The sequence below is a fragment of the Marinobacterium zhoushanense genome (genome assembly GCF_014641945.1).
Taxonomy (GTDB): domain Bacteria; phylum Pseudomonadota; class Gammaproteobacteria; order Pseudomonadales; family Balneatricaceae; genus Marinobacterium_D; species Marinobacterium_D zhoushanense.
Genome location: NZ_BMIJ01000009.1, coordinates 58,524 through 77,490, shown reverse-complemented (window position 1 = coordinate 77,490; position 18,967 = coordinate 58,524). Strand labels below are relative to the sequence as shown.

Annotated in this window: 16 protein-coding genes and 1 tRNA gene; 7 read left to right on the top strand and 10 right to left on the bottom strand. The window is 55.2% G+C overall.

Annotation, left to right across the window (positions count from 1 at the left end; genetic code table 11):
* The first annotated feature begins 15 nt into the window (after window positions 1–15).
* Window positions 16–642 carry an outer membrane beta-barrel protein gene (locus IEX40_RS19860; RefSeq protein ID WP_188751559.1) on the top strand — a complete coding sequence of 209 codons (627 nt, stop codon included), beginning with the start codon at window positions 16–18 and terminating at the stop codon, window positions 640–642.
* A 52-nt stretch (window positions 643–694) separates the two neighbouring features.
* Here the strand turns inward: IEX40_RS19860 and IEX40_RS19855 are convergent, their stop codons facing one another.
* The 4 genes from IEX40_RS19855 to IEX40_RS19840 all read right to left on the bottom strand — a co-directional run bounded on the left by IEX40_RS19855 (window position 695) and on the right by IEX40_RS19840 (window position 6,674).
* On the bottom strand, window positions 695–2,770 hold the full coding sequence (locus IEX40_RS19855; RefSeq protein ID WP_188751557.1) for a putative bifunctional diguanylate cyclase/phosphodiesterase: 2,076 nt from the start codon (window positions 2,768–2,770) through the stop codon (window positions 695–697).
* On the bottom strand, window positions 2,767–3,252 hold the full coding sequence (locus IEX40_RS19850) for a YfiR family protein (RefSeq protein ID WP_188751554.1): 486 nt from the start codon (window positions 3,250–3,252) through the stop codon (window positions 2,767–2,769). Before IEX40_RS19850 ends, IEX40_RS19855 begins: the two co-directional genes overlap by 4 nt.
* A gap of 131 nt (window positions 3,253–3,383) precedes the next feature.
* Window positions 3,384–5,408, bottom strand: a complete 2,025-nt coding sequence (locus tag IEX40_RS19845) for a TonB-dependent receptor plug domain-containing protein (protein ID WP_188751552.1) — start codon at window positions 5,406–5,408, stop codon at window positions 3,384–3,386.
* A 183-nt stretch (window positions 5,409–5,591) separates the two neighbouring features.
* Window positions 5,592–6,674 carry a TRAP transporter substrate-binding protein gene (locus IEX40_RS19840; protein ID WP_188751550.1) on the bottom strand — a complete coding sequence of 361 codons (1,083 nt, stop codon included), beginning with the start codon at window positions 6,672–6,674 and terminating at the stop codon, window positions 5,592–5,594.
* A 156-nt stretch (window positions 6,675–6,830) separates the two neighbouring features.
* Here IEX40_RS19840 and IEX40_RS19835 point away from each other — a divergent pair, with 156 nt between their 5' ends.
* Entirely contained in the window at window positions 6,831–7,286 is a 456-nt protein-coding gene (locus IEX40_RS19835) for a hypothetical protein (RefSeq protein WP_188751548.1), read from the top strand.
* Between the two features lie 87 nt (window positions 7,287–7,373).
* Here the strand turns inward: IEX40_RS19835 and IEX40_RS19830 are convergent, their stop codons facing one another.
* Window positions 7,374–8,150 carry an FkbM family methyltransferase gene (locus IEX40_RS19830; protein ID WP_188751546.1) on the bottom strand — a complete coding sequence of 259 codons (777 nt, stop codon included), beginning with the start codon at window positions 8,148–8,150 and terminating at the stop codon, window positions 7,374–7,376.
* Between the two features lie 242 nt (window positions 8,151–8,392).
* On the opposite strand from IEX40_RS19830, the gene IEX40_RS19825 reads away from it, so the two are divergent.
* Window positions 8,393–8,764 carry a thiol-disulfide oxidoreductase DCC family protein gene (locus IEX40_RS19825; protein WP_188751543.1) on the top strand — a complete coding sequence of 124 codons (372 nt, stop codon included), beginning with the start codon at window positions 8,393–8,395 and terminating at the stop codon, window positions 8,762–8,764.
* Window positions 8,765–8,889: 125 nt separating this feature from the next.
* On the opposite strand, the gene IEX40_RS19820 is transcribed toward IEX40_RS19825, so the two are convergent.
* Both IEX40_RS19820 and IEX40_RS19815 read right to left on the bottom strand, forming a co-directional pair.
* Complete coding sequence (locus tag IEX40_RS19820; protein WP_188751540.1) at window positions 8,890–9,414, bottom strand: hypothetical protein; 525 nt, start codon at window positions 9,412–9,414, stop codon at window positions 8,890–8,892.
* A 217-nt stretch (window positions 9,415–9,631) separates the two neighbouring features.
* Window positions 9,632–9,708 (bottom strand) — tRNA-Arg (locus IEX40_RS19815).
* 136 nt (window positions 9,709–9,844) lie between these two features.
* Here IEX40_RS19815 and IEX40_RS19810 point away from each other — a divergent pair.
* The gene (locus tag IEX40_RS19810; RefSeq protein ID WP_188751539.1) at window positions 9,845–10,567 is read left to right on the top strand and encodes a proteasome-type protease; all 723 of its coding nucleotides are present in this window, start codon (window positions 9,845–9,847) and stop codon (window positions 10,565–10,567) included.
* Window positions 10,568–10,713: 146 nt separating this feature from the next.
* Window positions 10,714–11,148 (top strand): c-type cytochrome, encoded by a 435-nt coding sequence (locus IEX40_RS19805; protein ID WP_188751537.1) that lies wholly within the window; start codon window positions 10,714–10,716, stop codon window positions 11,146–11,148.
* A 74-nt stretch (window positions 11,149–11,222) separates the two neighbouring features.
* Here IEX40_RS19805 and rep read toward each other — a convergent pair whose 3' ends face one another.
* Window positions 11,223–13,238, bottom strand: a complete 2,016-nt coding sequence (gene rep / locus IEX40_RS19800; protein WP_188751536.1) for a DNA helicase Rep — start codon at window positions 13,236–13,238, stop codon at window positions 11,223–11,225.
* A 250-nt stretch (window positions 13,239–13,488) separates the two neighbouring features.
* Here rep and IEX40_RS19795 point away from each other — a divergent pair, with 250 nt between their 5' ends.
* A complete protein-coding gene (locus IEX40_RS19795) occupies window positions 13,489–15,192 on the top strand; it encodes a putative bifunctional diguanylate cyclase/phosphodiesterase (RefSeq protein WP_188751533.1) in 1,704 nt (567 codons plus the stop codon).
* Window positions 15,193–15,203: 11 nt separating this feature from the next.
* Here the strand turns inward: IEX40_RS19795 and IEX40_RS19790 are convergent, their stop codons facing one another.
* Window positions 15,204–16,514: a YifB family Mg chelatase-like AAA ATPase gene (locus tag IEX40_RS19790; RefSeq protein ID WP_308421619.1), complete on the bottom strand. Its 1,311-nt coding sequence runs from the start codon at window positions 16,512–16,514 to the stop codon at window positions 15,204–15,206.
* 38 nt (window positions 16,515–16,552) lie between these two features.
* Between IEX40_RS19790 and IEX40_RS19785 the strand changes: the two genes are divergently transcribed.
* The gene (locus IEX40_RS19785) at window positions 16,553–18,247 is read left to right on the top strand and encodes a recombinase family protein (RefSeq protein ID WP_188751531.1); all 1,695 of its coding nucleotides are present in this window, start codon (window positions 16,553–16,555) and stop codon (window positions 18,245–18,247) included.
* 9 nt (window positions 18,248–18,256) lie between these two features.
* On the opposite strand, the gene IEX40_RS19780 is transcribed toward IEX40_RS19785, so the two are convergent.
* Entirely contained in the window at window positions 18,257–18,934 is a 678-nt protein-coding gene (locus IEX40_RS19780) for a replication initiation protein (protein ID WP_188751529.1), read from the bottom strand.
* Between the last annotated feature and the right edge of the window lie 33 nt (window positions 18,935–18,967).

Genomic DNA, 18,967 nt, shown 5'->3' with positions numbered 1-18,967 from the left:
ATGAGGATTCAAAGGATGAAACAGGCCCTTGCCATTCTGGCGCTTGCCGCCACTTCTGCCACCTTCGCGACCGCCACTTCGGCCCAAGGCGTCTACGTCTTCGGCGACCTGGGTCAGTCTGACTTCGATCTCGGCAGTGCGCCAGGCTTCTCAGTCGATGAAACCGATACCATGTACGGCATCGGCGTCGGCTACAGCTTCAATGACTACTTCTCCGCCGAACTGGGTTACGTCGATCTGGGCGAGAGCACTATCTCAACCAACGCGCCGATCAGCGGCACTGTTTTCGGCAGCAGCTTCTCTATCGATGGCAAATTCGCCATCGACGCCACCGGTGTCTTTTTCGGCGTGCGCGGTGATCTGCCGGTCTCCGACTCCATCGACCTGTTCGCCCGCGCGGGTATGCTGCACTGGCAATCCGATGCCTCTTTCTCGGGTACTATCACTATCGATGGCGACACCTTCACCAGCGGCTCGGGTGAACTCGATGACGGCACAGACCCCTACCTTGGCCTGGGCGCCAGCTACGCGTTCAATGACAATGTATCGGTCAACGCGCAATGGAACCGCTACATGCTGGACATGCTCGGTGAGGATCTGGACATCGATACCCTCTCCGTGGGCCTTGCCTACCGCTTCTAAGTACGCTGTATACAAGCTCCGCACGCGAAACCGCAGCCGACGCTGCGGTTTTTTACATCCGAACCTCGTTCTCCTTATTGAGCACAACCTTCAGCTGGTCGATCGGCATCGGCTTACTGAACAGGTAGCCCTGCACCTGATCGCAGCCATGACGGCGTATAAACTCCAACTGCGCGTGGGTCTCCACCCCCTCAGCGACCACCTTGAGATTCAGGTTATGGGCCATATCGATGATCGTGCGCACGATCACCTCATCATCGCTGTCGTCACCGATATCGCGAATGAACGAGCGGTCGATCTTGAGGGTATTGATCGGCAGTTGTTTAAGTCGGCTGAGAGAGGAGTAGGCAATACCAAAATCATCGATCGCCAGACGCACGCCGAGGCCGCGGATCTGGTTCAGATACTCGTGCAGGTGTGCTTCCTCCGACGCCACCACCGCCTCGGTTACCTCCACCTCGAGCAGCTCGCCGGGAAAGCCGGTACTGCTCAGCGTTGATTCGATCCGTTCGTGTAAGCCTCGATGGATGAAATGCGCCGGTGAGAAATTCACCGCCAACGTCAACGTCAGGTCTGCCTCCGCTTTCAGCGACATGAGGTCTCGGCAAGCACGCCAGGTAACAAACTCATCGATCTCACCGACCAGCCCACAATCTTCGGCCAGGGGAATAAACTCCTCCGGGGAGATATAGCCTTCATCGTCGTCAAACCAGCGCGCCAGTGCTTCTACACCGGCGATATGCCCGGTCATGGCGTCATACTTAGGCTGGTAATGCACCTGCAATCGCTGCTCGGCCACGACGCTGCGCAACTTGCCCTCGAGCATCAATCGACGCTCTGAGCGGGCATTCATCTCCTTGGCATAGAAGCTGAACCGGTTACGGCCAACATCCTTGGAGAAGTACATCGCGGTATCGGCATTTTTCAGCAACGTACCCGCATGCTCGGTATCGTCTGGAAAAACACTGATCCCCAGGCTGGTAGTCACGCGCAAACTGTAACTGTCGATCTCCACCGGCTGATTGATCGCCTGGATCAGTTTCCCGGCCACCTCGGCCGCCGCATCCGGCGTGGTCTCGACCAGCAGAACGGCAAACTCATCGCCGCCCAGTCGTGCCAGGGTATCGGTTTCACGCAGCTGCCCACTCAACCGCTTGGCCAGCTGCACCAGCAGACGATCGCCGATCGCATGGCCCAGGGTGTCGTTAATCGCCTTGAAACGATCAAGATCGAGGAACATGACTGCGAGCTGATGCCCTGTACGTCGGGCAATCGCGATACTGCGCTCCAGATCGCGATCGAACGTCACTCGGTTGGGCAAACCGGTCAGCGCATCGTGAAACGCCTGGTGTTCAAACTGCCGGGTCAACTCAAGCAGCTCGTTGGTGCGCTCACTGACCTTTGCCTCGAGTTCGGACTGCGCCTGCTGCAACTCCCTCTCCCGCTGCTCGATCTCGTCCAGCATGGCGTTGAAATCTTCGGCCAGGTCACCGATCTCGTCCGATGTAGAGCACTGCGCCCTCAGCCGGTAGTTACGCGTGCGCGTGATACCCCTGGCTGTTTTCGCCAACTGCAGGATCGGCGCGGTGACAAAACGTTGCGACAGACTGGCCAGCCCCACCGCCACCAGAACCGACACCAGGAAGAGTACCGACACGATGCTCAGACGCTCCCGTTGCAACGCATCCCACTGTTTCGGCTCAAACAACAACACCACCCGGCCCAGCCGTTCGCCGTCGAACACGACCGACTTATTTACATAGAGAAAACCGCGAAACTCGCCCCGATCCTCGGGCGGCTGCTCCAGACTCACCTCCTGTCCCTGGCTTATATGGCTGGCGAACAGGCTGCCCTGCGCGTCAAACAGCATCGATGCGACAATCTCTCGGTCGTTTTCAAGCGTCGACAGGGTACGCTCAGCCGACTCCGTGTCGTTGAACAGCAGAGCGGAAACACTATTGCCGCCAATAATCGCTGCCTGTGCCCCCATTCGATCGAACACCGTCGAGCGCATATTGTTCCAGTCGTTGACGGCGAATCCCAGGCTCACCAGCGCCAGCACTGTGGTGCTGACCAGAATCAGCACCACGGTCAATTTGCGCCGCAGCGAGCGGCGCCCCAGGATCATTTGCCCCTCCCTGGAGCATCGATAATATGGGCCAGTTTGAGCAGTTCTGAACTCATGGAGAGATGACGTGCTTTCAATTCATTGGTATCGATTTCGAATCCGATACTGCTACCACGCCTGACGAGATTCATGATCACCCCGGAATACGCAACACCCTTGCCCTCTTCCATGGTCAGATCAGCGATAGTAAGTACCGACTTCCTTTCAGACACTGACTCTATCTCAGTCATAAATTGTGTTAGCTGATCGGCAGGTATCATCAACACTCTGCACCCGTCACTCTCGGGCAGGTTTTCGATAAGCCTGTCCCTCATGGGAAGCCCAAGCACGCTTTTGTTCAGAATCATCTCAATACCAGCACCCAGTGAGTCCTCGCGGTAGTAACACAAGGTGAAAGCATCGGTCGGTACCGACAGAGTTTCGGCTGGCCAACTGACGAATTTGGCTATGTTCAGAATAAATGCCGCTTTTACCCGACTCACCCGCTCATCATTCGGATTCGCTAGCGCCACTGACGAGAACAGCAGACCGATCAGGCATAACCTCGACAGTGCAGTCAGCTTGAAGGGCCGGCTGCACAACGTCTTGGTATAACGAGTTGCGCAAAATCGGATCAAAGCGTCATATCCCACATCAGTCGCAACCAGATTTCACGCTCACTACGCTCGTTACTGTACTTATTGCCAAAGTCGGCAGCCGGATCATACACCCGCCGGTCAAACAGGTTGTCGATGCCGTAGGCATAGGACCAGTCCGGCGCCAGACGGCCAAAACCGTATAGGTTGGCGATATAAAAACTGCCCTCATCGTCCTCGCTGAAGCTGTTCCCGTCATCCCGTGCCTGATTGTAAACCAGCGAAAAGCCCAGCGTGTGCGAGGGTCGAAAGCGATAGTCCAGCTGCAGACTGCCGGTCCAGCTGGAGACATAGGGTATTGCCTGATCGCCATCGGCGGGCTCAAGGTAGGCCAACCCCGCCCGCAGATTGAGCTGTTCCGACGGTTTCGCATTAAGTAGCGCTTCCATGCCGTTGAGCTGCACCTTCACATCCGAGTTGGCGAAGTATTCATCTGCGTCATCCGGTGTCGGCATCTCGACGATGAAGTTGGTCAGCTCGCTGCGGTACAGGTTGAGGCTCAGGTTGGCGTTATCCCACTGGTAGAGATAGCCAAGTTCGAGCTGCTCGATCTCCTCCGGCGCCAGCGGCGGCGGTATGAAACTGGTACCCTCAAGCACCTTGAGATACTCACGCAGGGTCGGCGTCCTGATCGCGGTGCCATACTGCAGCTTCCAGGTCTGCGAGCTTTCCGGGGTGTATACCAGCGCCGCGCGCTGGTTCCAGTGTTCACCGAACCGTTCGAACCTGTCAAACCGCACACCGAGGGTCAGATCCAGGTCAGCGGTAATACTCCAGACATCCTGCAGATAAAACGCATAGTCGTCGTTGGATATACCCGGGCTCGACAATAGATCGCCGGTCTCCGGCGGCGTCAGATAGCCTGCCGAGAAGTGGTAGTTGCGCTGATAACGGGTGTCTTCTGCCGACTCATGCTCCCAGCTGATTCCTGCCGCCAGCACATGCTGGTCCAGGCGCTTGAATCCGGTCACCTTGCCACCCGCCATCCAGGCGTCCTGATACTCCTCATAGCCGAGAGTATCGCCTTGATTCTCTATCTCGTATTCGCGTGCATTGTCCAGATGGTAGTAAAAGGTGCTTTCTATACGGCCGGTTTCGACGCTGCCCTGCTCATAGTTCGCCGACAACACCAGCGATTCGGAATCGACATAGGCATCCTGGGTATCGGGTATGAACAGGAAGGGGGTCTCCTCCAGGGCATAGTTCATCGACAGCGTCAGTCCGTCGATAGGCGACCCCTTGATCATCAGGTTGGCGAACTCCTCCCCCAGCGGCTGAACCGTATCGCCACCAATGAAGCTCTTGCGCTGGTCACGGAAGGGGGCATCCTGCTGCAGGTAACTGCCGAATGCTTGAAAACGATCGCTGTTATACAGCAGTGTACCCTTGCCGCGGTCGTTACTGGCGGTTTCCAGGGTTGCGCCCAGGCTCTCTTCGACACTGAAATCACGCGTCGTGATCGAGATGATGCCGCTCAGGGCGTTGGCACCATAAAGACTCGATGCGGGGCCAAGAATAACCTCTACCTTCTCGATCGCTTCCAGCGGCAGGTTGTCGCCTAGCGAGAAATGGCCGTAGTAGAGGTGGCGTATCCGCACGCCATCGACCATCAACACCATCTTATCGTTGTACCGATCGAGCATACCTCGCGACCAGATCGATCGATGCCGTTTGCGGTACTGGTTCAACTGCAACCCGGGCACGAAGCTCAACAGATCATCCAGCCGGCGCACGCCGAAACGGGCGAAATCGCTGCGATTAAAGGTATAAACGGTGCCCGGCGCCCGGCTGATCTGAGTCGGCAACAGCGAGGCCGACGTGAATACCTCCAGCGACATCAACTCTTTCAGCGACATCGCCGATAGGTCGACATCCTCCTCGGCAGCGGCGGAAACACACACGGGGCAGACGATCAGAAGCGCGAGCAACGGGTTCAGCCGAGCGCGACGACGCGCTTCTCTGTATTCCAGCTTATCGCTTTTAGACTGGTAGCTCACAGCCATCTACCTCTCGGTGTAGGATCCCAATACGCCATCGCGAACCGGCACACGAATCTCTCGCGTACTGGGCATATTTATTACCATTTTTTTTTCATGGTTACATTGATACAGATGTCGGATAGCCATCGACAAGAAAAACCCCTCCGAGAAAAAGAGGGGTTTATTACTAAGACGCGGGGCGGTGCATCACTCCACGATAGACAGGCTGTCCAGATAAGCCTTGTCGGAGATATTGGTCCACTTGCGAACCTGCTTCAGATAGCCCTGCTGACTGTCGATGATCTCGGCCGCCAGTGGATCCTGTGCCGCCTGCTCTTTCAACAGTCGAGCAGTGGTTTCGCGTAGCGCTGAGATCACCTCGGGCGGGAACACCTTGTGGGTCACATCCGGATACTCCTCCTTCATCTTGTCCCAGGCCAGGCTGTTCATATGCGTGCTCTGGCTGTACATGTCGTAAGCAGCCGTGCGCATGGCCACGCGCAGGATCTCCTGCAGATCGTCCGGCAGACCATCCCAGACGTTCTTGTTGACCAGGAACTGCACCTCGGCCGCCGGTTCCTGCCAGCCGGAGTAGTAGTATTTGGCGATGCGGTGGAAGCCCATGGGCAGGTCAAGTGCCGGCCCGACCCACTCCAGCGCATCGATAGTACCTCGCTCCAGCGAGGTGTAGAGCTCACCCGGTGGGATGTTGGTAACGGCGACGCCCAACTCTGACATCACCTCACCGGCAAAGCCCGGGGTGCGCATTTTCAGCCCCTGCAGATCAGCAACCGAGTTGATCTCCTTGCGGAACCAGCCACCCATCTGGTTGCCGGTATTGCCGCCCGGAAAGGAGAGCATGCCGTGCGGCTCATATACCTTCTGCATCAACTCCATACCACCGCCGTGATAGAACCAGGCGTACTGCTCCGGTACCGTCATGCTGAACGGTACGGTGGTGAAATACATGGTGTTAGGCACCTTGCCCTTGTAGTAGTAGGACGCGGTATGACCCATATCGTACTGGCCTGACTTCACCATATCGAAGATGCCGAACGGCGCCTTGTGCTTATTGGAGGAGTCGATACGGATCTTCAGTCGGCCTGCCGACATCTTCTCCGCCATATCCGCCATGTGCTGTGTCGTCTCGCCCAGTATCGGGGAGTTGGGCCCCCAAGTCTCGGCAAGCTTGAGGGTATAGCTCTCTTCGGCCTGTGCCGGTGCCCCCGTGAACGACAGGAGCGCAGCGAGCACCGCCGCCGGCTTAAACAGGGCATTGCGTATTTTCATCTTATTAAGTCCGTTTGTAGTTATCTTGACGGTTCGATCAACAGAGCGATATTAACCCGACGCTGCACGGTTCTGAAACTCCAACACAAATGATGCTAGACGGCGACGTTCTATATACTCTCTTAGGTTGCGTCAGCCCCATTCAAGGAGGAACACATGAACCTGCCCAGCTCCGTACAATTCATCCTCGCCGCCGTAGCGGTCGTACTTATCATCACCGCTATCGTGATTCCACCAAGCAAGTGGATCGACTACTTCAAAACCGGGGCCGGCCTTGGCGTTCTGAAAGGGATCGTACTGGCCCTGGTATTCGGCGCTGCCCTGGCGTTCGTACCCAAGCTGTTCGCCGCCGAGTCCGGTATGTTCTTCAAAGACGCCAGCGTCTATTTGGGGCTGGACCACGTCAAGAAACAGAGCCCCCAATGCGAGCGCGGCGGCGTCGACGATCGCTGGACCTCGAACCTGGGCATGCGCGTCAACATCTACCAGAGCGGCGACGAGCGCTTCCGCACCAACGCCAAGTACACCCACCACAGCTGCATGCTGGGTGAGGACTCCGCCGGTTATGATGCCGTTGGCGTGGAGCTGGAGTACAAGTTCTGGTCGCGGTAGACAAAAACGACGCCGAGTGCACGAAAAACAGGGCTTTTGATCTGCCAGTATCCCGTTTGGAAACTTTCGCGGCCCACCACTGGAGGCCTAGGGCGATAATAGGAAAGTGCGGAAATGCTCAGCGCTATCCTCAGAAGCCAAATCCTCCATACTGGCAGGCTTAAAATGCTGGTCGTAACAGTGAGGATAAAACGCCAGCAGATCGGCCAGCGCCTGCAACCGTGAACGTCGCATTGACGACTCCAGAAATGGCGCATGAGTCGACAGATAGAGTACCGGCAACTCGGTCGCCAGATAATCGGCCATGGTCGGCAGCAGATCGAACTCGCCACCCTCGATATCCAACTTGATCAGGTCGATTCGACCGGGGTTGGCAAGTTCGATAAAGCGTGTCCACTCAAGGGTTAAAGCCGTTGCCGTCTCGGTCGCCTCGTCTATCTTCAGCAAGCTGCTCATACTGTCCCCCAGCTCGCCACCAAAACTCGCCAGCGTTTCGATCCCCATGCGCGGCGCCAAGGCTAGACAGAAAGGCGAAACATTAGTCAGTCGATTGAGTTCGATGTTCCAGCTTAGATAGCGGTAGGCGACCGGATCGGGTTCGAAACAGATCACCCGTTTACATAATCGGGCAGCATAAATTGTGCTGGGCCCGATCCACGCACCGATATCGCAAAACACACGGTCCGGCTGTAGATGCCGCCTGAGCAGCGTGAAAAGCTCCGGTTCCCAAAGGCCTCTCGCTGCCCGGCGCCAGAAGCGGGTATGGTAGGGGTCCAGACGAAAATCCTGACCATGAATCCGGGCCGGGTAATAACCGCGATACCGATAGTAGGGTTTGACCAGTTGTTCCAACGTTCTCAACATCACCGCAACTCCCGGCGGTTACCGTTAGCGAAAAGACGGCCATAAGCTCAGCCTTAAGCTGAAAGTATGGAAGATGCGCGTGAATAGTGCCTGCGCAATCCGGTTGTCCTGAACTTGAAACAGGCACCTGATCGGATCAGTTCTCCGAGCTCTCACAACAGGCAACCGTTAGGCAGTGCGCAGTACCGGGACTATCGACTAGCCTTAAATCAAGTCACTATGAGCATTGAGTGAGGCTGACCATGCCCGATCCGGACGGCAGGATTACTGTCTATTACGACGGTGTCTGCCCCCGCTGCGTGCGCGATAGGGAGAACTACGAGCGACTGGATCCTGAAGCGGGGAAACAGGTGGAGTGGTTCGATATCACGGGGCGGGACCAAGAGCTGATCGATCTAGGTATCGATCCGCGCAAAGCACTGACCGAACTGCATATCCGCACCCCTGATGGGCGTATATTGTCGGAGCTGGATGCCTACTGTGTGTTGTTGGCGAGAATCCCCCGTTACAGGTTACTCGGCATCATCATCGGCCTGCCGCTGTTTAGACCACTGGCCAGCTGGCTTTACCACAGGTGGGTCATCCGACGGCTTAAACGGGAGGGTCGACTCTGAGCTAACTACCAGCCGTTCGCCAGATCGCACCAGCCGGTTCGGGAGGCAGATAAACAGGAAGCGGTGGCGTTGCCGCTTCCTGTTTATCACCTGATGTGACGTTACCCAGACTGGCGTCTCTCTCCCTATTCTCGCTCACCCACCGGAATCATAATGTGCGCATAGGGTGTATCCTTCCACATCACATAGGGACCGCCGGCATGTGGATCTGTCGTGATGCCCTCAAGTGCAGACTTGGGCACGATAACCATCAGGTGCGGGCCCTCCTTGATAAAGTCTTCCGCATTTTTGGGATCCGGGTGATAGGGATCGGAATTACTCACCCCACCATCCCCGCCCAGCATGTAGGAGAAGCCCATCTGCTTGGCCTCAAACGGCGCCTTGCCGCCAACGGCCTGGAACATCTCCATCCACATCGCATCATTGCAGATCGGTATATTATCCCCCGGCATCGTCTCCGGTAGACAGGTCCACCCATTAGTCCCTTCAGCCAGCACCTTCCCCTGGTACATTACCGTTGCATCCGCACTTACCATGGAGGGTGCCGCCGAGCGCGCACGGTCTATCAACGCCTGCTCATCCTCAGCCAATGCCGCAGCCGAGGTTAGCAGCAGTCCCGACACCACCAATCCACCAATCAACCTGTTCATCTTCGTCTCCCGTCTTGTTATTCGGTGATGGACACGTTCGATGGAAGCATTCGCAGGAAACCTGCATCGCCTTCAGGTAGTTAAGTGTAGTGTAAAGGGAAAAGTGTGCACTGGTGCTTGCACGGCAGAATCCCTACGCCAACGACAACAGTGTAATCAGGCGCTAGGAAAGAGCAGTATCTAGAAGGCAATCAAAGGGGTAGGAAAAACAAAAAAATGGCGCGCCCGGAGGGATTCGAACCCCCGACCAACAGGATCGGAACCTGCTACTCTATCCAGCTGAGCTACGGGCGCGCATCGGAAGTGTTTGCGGAGCGCAATGTTACCGATCTGTGTGCGGTTTGCAAGCTAGATTTCCTCTGCGCAGGTGCTGGACGGACGGGAGGGCGCGGCCATACTATAGGCGCAATTGACTAATGGGCTGACCGCCATGACCTACTGTGTTGCGATGAAACTGGCCGACGGACTGGTGTTTGTGGCCGATTCGCGGACCAACGCGGGTGTGGACAATATCTCCACCTTTCGCAAGCTATTTACCTTCGGAAACGGCCGTGATCATGCCCTGGTGCTGCTCAGCGCCGGCAACCTCGCTACGACTCAGAGTATCGTCGAGCTGTTGAAACGGCGTATTGAGGAGGCGGAAGAGAACCTGATGACGCTGCCGTCGATGTACGACGAGGCGGCATATATCGGCCGACTGATGCGCGAGATCATCGATCGCGACACCCATCCCCAGCAGAGCCAGGGGGTCGACCTGGGCTGCAGCCTGCTGCTGGGCGGCCAGATCCGTGGCGAGGAGCCGCGTCTGTTCCTGATCTATCCACAGGGTAACTTTATCGAGGCCAGTGCCGAGACTCCCTTCTTCCAGATCGGCGAGTTCAAATATGGCAAACCGATCCTGGATCGCATCATCACGCCCAATACACCGTTGGAAACAGCGCTGACCTGCGGCCTGATCTCGATGGACTCGACGATCAAGAGCAACCTGACGGTCGACCTGCCGCTGGATGTACTGATCTACGACAAGGACAGCTACAGCCTGGACCGTACCCGGCAGATCAGTGCCGAGGATGAGCAGTTTCTGGCGCTGCGCAAAGCCTGGGGCGGAGGGATACGCGAACTGTTCAACCGTTTGCCAACGACAGAGCTTTAACCTGTCGCCAGACTAAGGTCCGCCTTTTCGTACGGGCTTTTTTGCCGGTATAATCCCTGACCAGTTTTTTGGTGCAGTTTTGCCTGCCTCGCATGGGGTGCGCAGGACAAGCTGCCAAGCCCATTTCCTGACAAGAGGTTGTGACTGTGAACAAATTGGCTGCTAATGCTGTAAAAGCACTCGCCGCACTGGGCCTTGGACTGGCACTGACCAGCTCCGTACAGGCTGCCACTTCTGATGAAGCGATCATCGAACGTATCAAGCCGGTAGGCGAAGTCTGCATCCAGGGTGACGAGAGCTGTGGCGGTGCGGCTGCAGCGGCAACCGCTTCCGCTGGCGGCGCTCGCAGCGGTGAAGAGATCTACACCGGCAAATGTGCCGCCTGCCACGGTTCCGGTGTGCTGGGTGCTCCGAAGTTCGGCACCAGCGAGATGGCCGACCGTATGGCCGAGAAGGGCTTGGACACGCTGCTGAGCAACGCGCTGAACGGTTTCAACTCCATGCCGCCGCGCGGTACCTGCGCCGACTGCTCCGACGACGAGATCAAGTCTGCGGTCGAGTACATGGTGAACGGCGGCTGATCTTCAGCTACCGCCACATCGAAAAGGCCACCCTCGGGTGGCCTTTTCTGTTTATAGATATCAAATGATAGGCTTCAAAGGTCGTCGAACATGCCGCGCAGGCTGTTCAATGTCGCCTTGCCGCGCGCACGGTTGAGTTCCGGGCTGGCCTGACCCAGACCCTCGGTTTCGATATCCTCCGGCGGCAGCTCCTCGAGGAACCTGCTCGGCGCGCACTCCACCTCCTCACCGAACTGGCGCCGCTTCTTTGCCAGCGTCATGGCCAGGGTTTTTTTGGCGCGGGTGATACCGACGTAGGCCAGCCGACGCTCCTCTTCGATGGTGTCGGACTCGATGCTGTTGCGATGGGGCAGTAGCTCCTCCTCCATCCCCATCAGATAGACATGGGGGAACTCCAGCCCCTTGCTGGCGTGCAGGGTCATCAGCTGGACCCGGTCGGAATCGTCCTCCTCCTCCTGACGGTCGAGCATATCGAGCAGCATCAGCCGCGCGATCGCCTCCTCGATACCGGCGTCGGGGTCATCCTCCTGCAAACGCTCCAGGGTCGAGCGCAGGGAGTCGACCAGGAACCAGACGTTCTGGATCCGCTTGTCGGCCACGGCATCGCTGGAGCAGTTCTGCCGAATCCAGTCCTCGTATTCGATCTCGGCGATCAACTCACGCACGGCGGCGATCGGATCGCCCTGCCGACAGCGCTGGTAGAGGCTTTCGAGCATATGGCAGAAGCGGCGCAGGCGCTCGATGGCGCGCTCCGGCAGCACCTGCTCCAGGCCGATCTCAGCACAGGCATCGAACAGGCTGATATGGCGCTCGTTGGCGTAGTGGCCCAGCTTCTCCAGGGTGGTCGGCCCTATCTCCCGCCGGGGCAGGTTGATGATGCGCAGGAAGGCGTTGTCGTCCTCACGATTGACCAACACCTTCAGATAGCCCATCAGGTCCTTGATCTCGGCACGGGCGAAGAAGGAGGTACCACCGTTGAGCTTGTACGGCACCTGGTAGCTCTGCAGCTTCATCTCCAGCAGCCGCGACTGGTGGTTACCGCGATAGAGCACGGCGAAGTCGCGGAACTGGATCTTCTCGCGCAGATGGCGGTCGAGGATCTCGGTGGCAATGCGATCGCACTCGGCGTCTTCGTTGCGGGTATGGATCACCCGGATCGGATCACCAAAGCCCATATCGCTCCACAGTGTCTTGTCGAACACGTGCGGGTTGTTGGCGATCAGCGTGTTGGCAGCCTTCAGGATGCGGCTGGTGGAGCGATAGTTCTGCTCCAGCTTGACCACCTTCAGTCCGGGGAAATCCTCCTGCAGCTGGGCCAGGTTTTCCGGCCGGGCGCCGCGCCAGGCGTAGATCGACTGGTCGTCGTCGCCGACCACGGTCAGTGCCGCACGGTGTCCGACCAGTTGCCGCACCAGGCGATACTGCGACAGGTTGGTATCCTGATACTCGTCCACCAACAGGTAACGGATGCGGTTCTGCCAGCGTTCCAGCACATCGGGCTGAGCGGTAAACAGGCGCACCGGTACCAGGATCAGGTCATCGAAATCGACGGCGTTATAGGCGCGCAGATGGCGGTTGTAGGCTTCATAGGCGCGTGCGGACAGGATCTCGTGCGGCCCCTGCGCCAGCTCCAGCGCCTGCTGCGGCTCGACCATGTCGTTTTTCCAGGCCGAGATCTGGTGCTGCACCATCTGTACATGATCGGCATCTTCGTCGTGATGGATCAGCAGGTCGCGCAGCAGCGCCTTGCTGTCCTGATCGTCGAAGATCGAAAAGCCGGGTTTGAACCCCAGCGCCTTGTGCTCGCGGCGGATAATGTTGAGGCCCAGGTTATGGAAGGTGGACACGGTCAGGCCCCGGCTGGCCTTGCCCTGAATCAGGTTACCGACACGCTCCTTCATCTCGCGGGAGGCCTTGTTGGTAAAGGTAACCGCCGCGATATGGCGCGCCTCGATGCCGCACTGCTGAACCAGGTAAGCGATCTTGCGCGTAATCACGCTGGTTTTGCCCGATCCGGCACCGGCCAGAACCAAGAGCGGCCCACCGATATAGTGGACCGCCTCTTGCTGACGGGGGTTCAGCTTGCTCATAGCACCTCAAATAACACTAAATATTTCCGTAACCTGGCCGACCTATGATTAACAGCCTTCTTCAAACGACTCTGAAGTAGGTAGCCTAAGAGACTGATCCAAAACGACTTAAACGTATGTTTAAAGCCGGATTTTAACGTGGTACTCTGGCGCGGCCCTGCTATTTTAAAGGGGGCATTATCGCACGTAGAATGCAATTTTAAGAGCGATTCGCCCACCGTACCTCCAGCAGTTTCAGAAGGACCGGCTGATGCTGGCAATAGAACAGGCAGTTCCAGCGGAAGAGCAGACCCTGCTACTTCTAGACCCTACAGCACGGCTAAAGCCGCTGCTGCAATCGGTGTTGCTGCCCGAGGACGGTTTCACTGTGCACGCCTGTGCCGGCTTCGACCAACTCGAGAGGCAACTCCACGACCAGGTCCTGCTGCTCTGTTACACCCATGACCGCCAGGCGCTGCAGAGCCATCTCAAGCAGATACAGCTCAAGCATCCCGGGCTGCCGATCATTATCTTCAATGACCACCTGACCGATGCCGACCCGACGCTGTTGGTACGGCAACCGCTGATCGATCAACTCTGCCTGCAGCAACTCAATCGGGATCTGCTGCTGCGCTCCCTGCGCTATGCCCAGTGCACCCGGCGCAATCAGGATGCCCTGGCACAGCTCAAGATCACCGACCCACTGACCGGTGTCGGCAATCGGCAGTACTTCTACCAGGCCCTGCTCAACGATCTGCAGCAGGGCAATCAGCTGGCGCTGATCACCGTCGATTTTGACGGCTTCAGCCGTTTCAACAATGAGTATGGCCATGATGCCGGTGACGAAGTGGTACTGGAGCTGAGCCGGCGCCTGCGCCGCTGCAACGGCACCCGTCATATTGCCCGCATCGGTAGCGACGAGTTCGCACTGGTGCTACCGGTGGACGAATGTGACGTCATCGAACACCGCACCAAGGAAACCATCGCCGAGATCATTGGTGAGCTGATGCCGGATTACAGCTTCGGTGATGGCGAGAAATCCCTGAGCTGCAGCATCGGCGTGGCGTTCTCGCCGTTACACAGCAGCGAGTTTGATACGCTGATCAAGCAATCCGGCCTGGCGCGGATGCGGGCAAAGAGCCAGAGCGGTCTGAGCTACGCCATATACGACCAACAGAAGGACCAGAGCGGCAACGCCGATATTACCCTTGAACCCGAACTTTGGCGTGCCCTGCAAAAGGGCGAGTTCGTACTGCATTACCAGCCGCGCATCGACCTGCGCACCGGCTGCATCACCGGCGCCGAAGCGCTGATCCGCTGGCAGCACCCCGAGCGCGGTCTGATCCGCCCCGACGACTTCATCCCCGCCTGCGAGAAATCGGGGCTGATCGTCCCGATCGGTTACTGGGTGATTCAGCAGGCCGGACGCGATATGAAACTGATTCGCGAGGCCGGTCTGCACGGCCATATCGGCGTCAACCTGTCGTTCCGGCAGTTCCAGGACACCTATCTGGCGCGCACCATCGAGCGCCTGATCGAGCAGTTCGACATCGATTCATCCATGCTGGAGTTCGAGCTGACCGAAACCGCACTGTTCAGTGACGAAGTCCATGTGAAAGAGTGCATCCGCGCGCTGAGCGCCCACGGTATCGAGTTTTCACTGGACGATTTCGGCACCGGCTACTCCTCCTTTTCACTGCTGCAGAAGCTGCCGATCACCAAGCTGAAGATCGACAAATCCTTCATCGCCGGCGTACCGGGCAATGCGGATGACGAGGAGATCGTGCGCGCCATTGTCAGTCTCGCCCACAACTTGCAGAAGAGCGTAATCGCCGAAGGGGTGGAAACCAAGGCCCAGCTCGAGTTCCTGATCAAACAGGATTGCGACCAGGTACAGGGCTATTTCTTCAGCCCCCCGGTCAGCCTTGACCTGTTCCTGAAGATGCTCGGCGCCAACGAGATGCAGGCGCGCTGATCCCCCCTACTTCATCCCTGCTCTGTCCACTTACCCCGGTAGATCAACGCCTCCAGCAGATGCGCTTGCGCAATACCCTCATCTCCCGCGAGGTCGGCCAGTGTACGCGCCACCCGCAGCAGACGGTGACAGGCCCGCGCCGACAGCAGGTGTTGCGCCATCACCCGCGACAGCAGCTCCCGACTCCTGCCATCCAGTGCACAATGCCGATCCAGCTCCTGACCGCTCAGATCCCGGTTGGCCCTGCCCTGACGCTGCAACTGCCGCTCGCGCGCGGCCAGCACGCGCTGGCGCACCTGGGCACTGGCTTCGCCCGGTGCTGCCGGTGTCAGCAGCTCTTGCGGCGACAGCGCAGGCACTTGCAGTTGCAGGTCGATACGGTCCAGCAGCGGACCCGATATCCGCTGCTGGTAGCGGTTGATCTGATCCGGCGTGCAACGACAGCGGCTGGTGCCGTCATCAAAGTAACCGCAGGGACAGGGGTTCATCGCGGCTACCAACTGGAAGCGCGCCGGGTAAGCGGTCGAACGGGCGGCGCGGGAGATCAGGATCTCACCGGTTTCCAGCGGTTCACGCATCACCTCCAGCACCCGGCGCGGAAACTCCGGCAGCTCATCGAGAAACAGCACCCCCTGATGCGCCAGGGAGATCTCGCCGGGGCGAGGCCGTCCGCCGCCACCGACCAACGCCACCGCCGACGCCGTGTGGTGCGGGGACCTGAACGGCCGCTGGCCGGCGCAGGCGGCGGCAACCGGTAATCCGGCTACCGAGTGCACGGCCGCGACCTGCAGACTCTCCTCCAGGCCCAGCGGCGGCATCAGTCCGGGCAGGCGCGCGGCCAGCATGCTTTTGCCACTGCCCGGCGGACCACTGAACAGCAGGTTATGCCCGCCGGCAGCCGCCACCTCCAGCGCCCGGCGCGCCTGCAACTGCCCCCGAACATCGGCCAGATCCGGCACCATCGGCAGGCAGGGTAAAGCGCCCCCTCGCTGATGCGGGGCAAGCTGTTCACCGCCTCTCAAATGCTCACACAAGCGCAGCAGATGGGCCACGGCCAGTACGCGCGTGTGCCCGGTCATCACCGCCTCGTCGGCGTTCGCTTCGGGTACGATCAACACCCGCTGCGCCTGGCCGCAGGCAATCGCCGCCGGCAACACGCCTCTAAGCGGCCGGATATCCCCGGACAGCGCCAGCTCGCCCAGCACCTCATAACCTTCCAGCCCTTCCGCCTTGAGCTGACCCGAGGCCTGCAGGATACCGAGCGCGATCGCAAGATCGTAACGTCCGCCCTCTTTCGGCAGATCGGCCGGTGCCAGATTGATGGTGATACAATGGGCAAATTCCAGAATGGAGAACTAGCATGAAGAAAGTAATTTACCCATACGTCCGGTTCAGTTCTAACGAGCAGGGTTCTGGTGATTCACTTAGGAGACAGTTAAAAGCTATACGTTCATTTGCAGAGCAAAATGGTTATGAAATCAATGAAAGTCTAAATCTTACTGATTTAGGTATTTCGGCGTATAAGGGCGACAACCTAGAAATTGACGCTGGCCTTGGACGGTTTATTTTAGCTATTAATAAAGGACTTATTCCTTTAGACGGTACTTCCTTTATTTGTGTAGAACAACTAGATAGGCTTACAAGAAAATCAGTCAGCCAAGCCTATCTACTCTTCTCTGACATATTGAGAAAGAATGTCAATATCATAACTCTAATGGATAATAGGATATACACAAAAAAATCATTAGATAATCTTCCCGAAATAATATACTCATTAACATTAATGGAACAAAGCCATATAGAATCAGCGAAGAAAAGTGAACGTGTTAAAGCTGCTTTTCATGGTCGGCTCAGCCGCATAAAAAATGGACAAAAAGCAAAATATGCAAGCCAGATTCCCAGCTGGCTAGACGAAGAAAAACCAAAATCCGGTGTATTTAAAATAAATGATAAAGCCGACATCATAATAAGAATATTTCAAATGACAATAGAAAACATTCCTTTAAACGAAATTGCCAGAATATTAAACAGAGAAGGCATTGAAAGGATAACCAGATCAAAATATAAAAATGCAACTAATGTTTGGACTGGTTCTGTAATAAGTCATATCATTAAAAACAGGTGCGTAATCGGAAATCTAGACATATACAAAACAGACTATGCGAAGAATAGTGAGGGTGTATTAAAAAGGGTAAGGTATCTAGACGAAACTATTGAAGACTATTACCCAGCAATTATAACCAATAACGACTTTGTAATTGCTAACGCTAGAGTAAAGGAAAGAAAAGTTTCATCAGAACGAGGAAGAACTACTAATAAAAACTTATTTACCTCGTTAATATATTGTGGTGAGTGCCATTCACGGATGCACTTTGAAATTGATAAAAAGACTCTTTCCAGCGGAGTCCGTGAGTATAAATCTTTGAAGTGCACAAATCAGAGACACGGTGGTAACTGTACTGCCATTCCTGTTAAATATGATAACTTTGAAAAGGAATTCCCACTTAAATATTTCATGAGAGACGATGCATCAAATTCTTTAAATACGGATAAAATCAATAAAATTAAAGAAGAGTTAAACGCTCTTGAAGCAGATCACATAAGACAACAAGATAAGATTTCTAAGATTGAAAAAAGTATTGTTGAAGATGACCTAGATATCACAGCTTTTCTCAAAACAATATCCACATTAAAATCGGACTGCAATAAAAAATCAATAGAAATAGAAAGACTACGATTTCAACTAGCCGGTTTAGAAGCAGCTAGAAGTGGAAAAACCAATAAAAGCTTGCTTTCGGAAGAGGATCGATCAGCAGTGAAGCGTAGATTAAAAAGCCTTCTATCAGGAATAATAATCTATTCAAAGAGAAAGGTTGCATGGGTAATTCTAAGGGACGGTACACCAAACGCCTTTAAATTTGAGCGGGACGGTAATTTGTTAGATAATATGTCAGAATACATTAAACTTGTAGATGACATACGAAAATCATACACCAGTGGAAACTTAGATCCAAAATTAGAAAAGCTAGCACGCGCACTAATGCATGGCTCATAAGCCATGCATTTAATAAAACTCTCCTAAAGCTTTAATCTGATCTTTAGTGAGTTTTTGAAAGTCTTTTTGTTGTTCATACCCATTCAACTTATAGACATACTTGTAATTACTTCTGGAATATGAATATTCACTGATAAGACCATTGCTCATAAGAGATTTGAATATATTCCTAGCTATTCTTGTTTGATTAGGCCTATCTTTATCTTTTAAATCTAGTCTTTTCATTAAATCATAAAAATAAATATATCCTTCTCTTTCATTCGTAAAACGAACAAGGTGCAAAAAGATACGTTTAGCATATTTACTTCGCATTCCTAGATAAGCATCAATATCGACTAACTTTATAGTACGGAAATAAAAATCATCACTTTTCAGATTGATATATGAAACTTCACCGTTAATACGAGCCACATAAAAGAAGTCCGAAGATTCTATTTTCTTTATGAAATTATTAATTATATCAAAGCTTTCTTCTTTTTTAATATGTGCCACTTTTCTTACAACCCTATAAAAATGGTCCGGGTCATAAACAAAATTTTCTTTGGTAATGCTTTGGTTACTAACAGCATTTAAAAGATAGAAAAAGAGAGGAACTTCATAGGTGACTTCAAGAGATTCATATGCAAAATCAAGCATATCGACAGGAAGGGGTACTACATTTTTTGGTAGGTATTTTTTGTATATCATATTTTCTCCTTATATTACGAAACACGGAGTATA

Coding starts and splice junctions, on each gene's coding strand:
- IEX40_RS19860 (WP_188751559.1), top strand. CDS start 16: ATGAAACAGGCCCTTGCCATTCTGGCGCTTGCCGCCACTTCTGCCACC.
- IEX40_RS19855 (WP_188751557.1), bottom strand. CDS start 2,770: ATGATCCTGGGGCGCCGCTCGCTGCGGCGCAAATTGACCGTGGTGCTG.
- IEX40_RS19845 (WP_188751552.1), bottom strand. CDS start 5,408: ATGGCTGTGAGCTACCAGTCTAAAAGCGATAAGCTGGAATACAGAGAA.
- IEX40_RS19840 (WP_188751550.1), bottom strand. CDS start 6,674: ATGAAAATACGCAATGCCCTGTTTAAGCCGGCGGCGGTGCTCGCTGCG.
- IEX40_RS19835 (WP_188751548.1), top strand. CDS start 6,831: ATGAACCTGCCCAGCTCCGTACAATTCATCCTCGCCGCCGTAGCGGTC.
- IEX40_RS19830 (WP_188751546.1), bottom strand. CDS start 8,150: ATGTTGAGAACGTTGGAACAACTGGTCAAACCCTACTATCGGTATCGC.
- IEX40_RS19825 (WP_188751543.1), top strand. CDS start 8,393: ATGCCCGATCCGGACGGCAGGATTACTGTCTATTACGACGGTGTCTGC.
- IEX40_RS19820 (WP_188751540.1), bottom strand. CDS start 9,414: ATGAACAGGTTGATTGGTGGATTGGTGGTGTCGGGACTGCTGCTAACC.
- IEX40_RS19810 (WP_188751539.1), top strand. CDS start 9,845: ATGACCTACTGTGTTGCGATGAAACTGGCCGACGGACTGGTGTTTGTG.
- rep (WP_188751536.1), bottom strand. CDS start 13,238: ATGAGCAAGCTGAACCCCCGTCAGCAAGAGGCGGTCCACTATATCGGT.
- IEX40_RS19795 (WP_188751533.1), top strand. CDS start 13,489: ATGCTGGCAATAGAACAGGCAGTTCCAGCGGAAGAGCAGACCCTGCTA.
- IEX40_RS19785 (WP_188751531.1), top strand. CDS start 16,553: ATGAAGAAAGTAATTTACCCATACGTCCGGTTCAGTTCTAACGAGCAG.
- IEX40_RS19780 (WP_188751529.1), bottom strand. CDS start 18,934: ATGATATACAAAAAATACCTACCAAAAAATGTAGTACCCCTTCCTGTC.